General features: G+C 70.6%; 5 protein-coding genes. All 5 read left to right on the forward strand.

The annotated features are described in order from the left end of the window. Positions 1–137: 137 nt before the first annotated feature. Positions 138–341, forward strand: coding sequence for a helix-turn-helix domain-containing protein (locus E1300_RS48425; protein WP_242619891.1), 204 nt, complete (start codon positions 138–140; stop codon positions 339–341). 222 nt (positions 342–563) lie between these two features. Next, entirely contained in the window at positions 564–923 is a 360-nt protein-coding gene (locus E1300_RS48430) for a histone-like nucleoid-structuring protein Lsr2 (protein WP_131763990.1), read from the forward strand. Between the two features lie 15 nt (positions 924–938). Continuing rightward, positions 939–1,268 carry a histone-like nucleoid-structuring protein Lsr2 gene (locus tag E1300_RS48435; protein ID WP_131763991.1) on the forward strand — a complete coding sequence of 110 codons (330 nt, stop codon included), beginning with the start codon at positions 939–941 and terminating at the stop codon, positions 1,266–1,268. Between the two features lie 280 nt (positions 1,269–1,548). Beyond that, a complete protein-coding gene (locus tag E1300_RS48440) occupies positions 1,549–3,426 on the forward strand; it encodes a CASTOR/POLLUX-related putative ion channel (RefSeq protein ID WP_306440711.1) in 1,878 nt (625 codons plus the stop codon). Positions 3,427–3,530: 104 nt separating this feature from the next. Continuing rightward, a partial coding sequence (locus tag E1300_RS54440) for a hypothetical protein (protein ID WP_207400440.1) occupies positions 3,531–3,717 on the forward strand: 187 nt, incomplete at its 3' end.

The raw sequence follows: 3,717 nt of genomic DNA on the forward strand, positions 1-3,717 counted from the left end.
CCGACGGCGCCTGATCAGCCGCTCACTCGGGCCGGAGACTTCGGAGGGACGGTCAGCGTCCGCTGGCCGCGCTCGTCGCCGCGCGGCGGCTGGCGCCGCTGGACGCCGCCGGGCCGCGGCAGGGCCTGCGGCTCGCCGTGACGCTGCTGGAGTGCATGAAGCACGGCTTCAACGCCACCGGCGCCGCCGAGGTGCTGTGCGTGCACCCGCAGACCGTCCGCTACCGGCTGGCACAGCTGCACGAGATGTTCGACTTCGACATCGAGGACCCCGAGATCCGGCTTGAGATGATGCTGCTCCTGCACACCTGGATCCAGCGCCGGGGCGCCGCGGCGTCCTGACCCCGAGGGCGTTGTCGCGGAGACGTCAGGGCTTCGTCTCCCCCGGGACAGTACGGCCGCTTTCCCCGTCCCCGCCGCGCCCGGCGCGCCCTTCCGCGCGGCGGGCCGGGGGCTCCGGCGCCTTTCCCCCGTGTCGTCCGGCCCTATGCCGTCATACCGGGTCCCGGAATCCGCTACCGTCAAGGTCGCCGCGTAGGCAAGGGGAAGGAACACAAGGTACACATGGCCGAGAAGGTCATTCGCGTGGACGACATCGACGGCTCCGAAGGGGACGATGTCGCAAAGCGAGACTTCGAAGTCCTGGGTCGGACGTTCACGATCGACTTGAGCGATGACAACTACAAGCGCCTGAACGAGATGCTGGACGCGCTCGCGCCCTACATCGACAACGCCGCCGAGGTGAAGCCCGCGGGGAAGGGGCGCAAGTCCGCCCGTCCCGCGCGGATCAAGGGCTACACGAACGGCGATGTGCGCGAGTGGGCATTGCGCGAGGGCGTCGAAGTCTCCGAACGTGGCAAGATATCGGATGAGGTCTATGCTGCATTCATCGAGGCTCATCCGGACGCGAAGCCGGACGCATAGCTAGGGAGTCCCCGCATGGCACAGAAGGTCGAAGTCCTTCTCGTGGACGACATCGACGGCGGAGAGGCTGACGAGACCGTCAGCTTTTCCCTCGATGGGACCACTTACGAGATCGACCTGAGCAAGAAGAACGCCGCCAAGCTCCGCAACGGCCTTGAGCCGTTCGTCTCCAGCGCGCGCAAGGCGCGCAAGGCCACCGGCCGCACGGGCCGCGGCGGCCGCACGACCAACAGCCGCGAGCGGTCCGCCGAGATTCGCGAGTGGGCGAAGAGCAACGGCATCAAGGTCAATGAACGGGGCCGTATCCCCGCGAATGTGATCGAGAAGTACGAGGCCGCGCACTAGCGGTCACGATGCCGGCGGCGTTCGGCGACAACGCCGTGGAGGCCCGGGTGGAATTCTCACCCGGGCCTCCACGCGCATACTGCACACTGGGCAAATCGCCTTTTTCCGCACCCGCGGGATTTCGCAGGGCGGAGAACTGCCGCATTGGGGCGCCGCCCCGCCCGTGACAGGCCCGCAGCTGGCCCGTGGCAGGCCCGCAGCGGGCCCGCGGCGGCGCGCTCCGGTCCGCGGCGGGCCCGTACTAGGCTGAGCCGGCGCACGGGCCGAGGGGGCAGACCTGTTGAGACGCGCGACGCGACGCGACCGTGTCCGGTACTGGTTCGACACGACGATGGCGAAGGGCACGCCGGCGCTCATCGGCTGGCTGGGGCTCGCCTCGGTCGCGCTCGTGCTCGTCGTGGCGACCGCCGCCGTGGCCGTCGCGCCGCGCGACAGCCGCGAGCACGGGCACTGGCCCGGCATGGTGTGGCGCAGCCTGCTGCGCACCCTCGACCCCGGGACGATGGGCGGCGACACCGGCAGCGTCCCGTTCCTCGCCCTGATGCTGCTGTCCACGATCGGCGGGATCTTCCTCGTCAGCTCGCTGATCGGCGTGCTCACCACCGGGCTCGAAGCGAAGATCACCGAGCTGCGCAAGGGCCGGTCGCGGATCGTCGAGCACGACCACACCGTCCTGCTCGGCTGGTCCGAGCAGGTCTTCACCGTGGTCGCCGAGCTGGTCGAGGCGAACCAGAGCGAGCGTAGGTCGTGCGTGGCGATCCTCGCCGACCGCGACAAGGTCGAGATGGAGGACGCGCTCAGGGCGCGGGTCGGGGAGTTCGGCCGCACCCGGATCGTGTGCCGGACCGGCAACCCGCTCAAGGTCGCCGACCTGGAGCTGGTCAGCCCCGGCAGCGCGCGCTCGATCATGGTGCTGTCGCCGGAGGTCCCGGACGCCGACACGCACGTCATCAAGGTGCTGCTGTCGCTCGGCGCGCGCGCCTGGGAGGGGCGCCGCCCGCACGTCGTCGCCGCCGTCCACGACTCGGCGAACCTGCCCGCGGCCCGGCTGGCGGGCGGCGCCGCCGCGCGCGTCATCGACGCCGACGACATCGCGATCCGGCTGATCGTGCAGTCGCACCGGCAGTCCGGGCTGTCGCAGGTCTGCACCGACCTGCTCGACTTCGCCGGCCACGAGTTCTACATGCGCGCCGAGCCGGCCCTCGCGGGGATCGCGTTCGGCGCGGCCCTGTCCCGCTACGACCTCGGCGTCCCCGCCGGGCTGCGGCGGCGCGACGGGACCGTCCTGCTCAACCCGCCGATGGACACGGTGATCCGGGCCGACGACGAGATCATCGTGCTCGCCGAGGACGACCTGCTCATCCGGCTCGCGTCCGGCGCCCCGCCGCCGGTCGCGGAGACGGCGATCACCACGGCGGCGCCGCACCCGCCCGTCCCCGGCCGCACCCTCATGATCGGCTGGAACCCCCGCGCCCCGAAGATCATCGAGCTGCTGGACGACTTCGTCGCCGCGGGCTCGGAGCTGGTGGTCGCCGCGCCGCGCGAGGACCCCACCGCCGACCTCGGCCCGTTCGCCAACCTCAAGCTCGGGTTCCGCCGCGCCGAGCCGACCGACCGGCCGTCCCTCGAAGCGCTCGACGTCGGCTCCTACCAGCACATCATCGTGCTGTCCGACGCCGGGTTCGACCGCGAGCACGCCGACGCCCGCACGCTCGTGACGCTGCTGCACCTGCGCGACATGGAGGACGCGCTCGGCGACCCCTACTCGATCGTCAGCGAGATCAACGACGACGCCAACCGGGAGGTCGCGCAGGTCACCAAGGCCGACGACTTCGTGGTCAGCGACAAGCTGATCAGCCTGATGCTGACCCAGCTGAGCGAGAACCGCCACCTGTACGACGTGTTCGCCGACCTGCTCGACCCGGCCGGCTCGGAGATCTACCTCAAGCCCGCCGCCGACTACCTGGTCCCGGGCGCCGCGGCCGACTTCGCGACGCTCATCGAGTCGGCCCGGCGGCGCGGCGAGGTCGCGCTGGGCTACCGCCTGCGGGACCGCTTCCACGAGCCGCCCGGGTACGGGGTCGTCCTCAACCCGCCCAAGACGGCGCCGCTGACGCTCTCCGCCGGCGACCGCGTCATCGTGCTCGCGGAAAACTGACCGAGCCGTTTCACAATTCCGGACATGCCAGAACACCCAGGGCGAAATTGGGAGTGCGGAACGTGCCGTCCATCGCCCACAATTGACGTCACGGGGTGATCATTGTGGGCGATCAGATGATCGTGCTGGGTGCACGGATAGCGGAGATCGAGGCTCTGTTCGCATGCGTCGTGGAGGCGGCCGACCCGCGCGCGGAGCGCCGCCTCCTGGCCGAGCTCGCGGAGGCGGGGGCCCGGCTGGCCGCGGAGAGATCGGAAGAGCACACGTCTGAACTCCAGTCACTAAGAGGAA

The organism is Actinomadura fibrosa (assembly GCF_900659615.1).
GTDB classification, from domain to species: Bacteria; Actinomycetota; Actinomycetes; order Streptosporangiales; family Streptosporangiaceae; genus Spirillospora; species Spirillospora fibrosa.

Bases quoted from the DNA above. Each gene is read 5' to 3' on its own strand.
- E1300_RS48435 (WP_131763991.1), top strand. From the start codon at position 939: ATGGCACAGAAGGTCGAAGTCCTTCTCGTGGACGACATCGACGGCGGA.
- E1300_RS48430 (WP_131763990.1), top strand. From the start codon at position 564: ATGGCCGAGAAGGTCATTCGCGTGGACGACATCGACGGCTCCGAAGGG.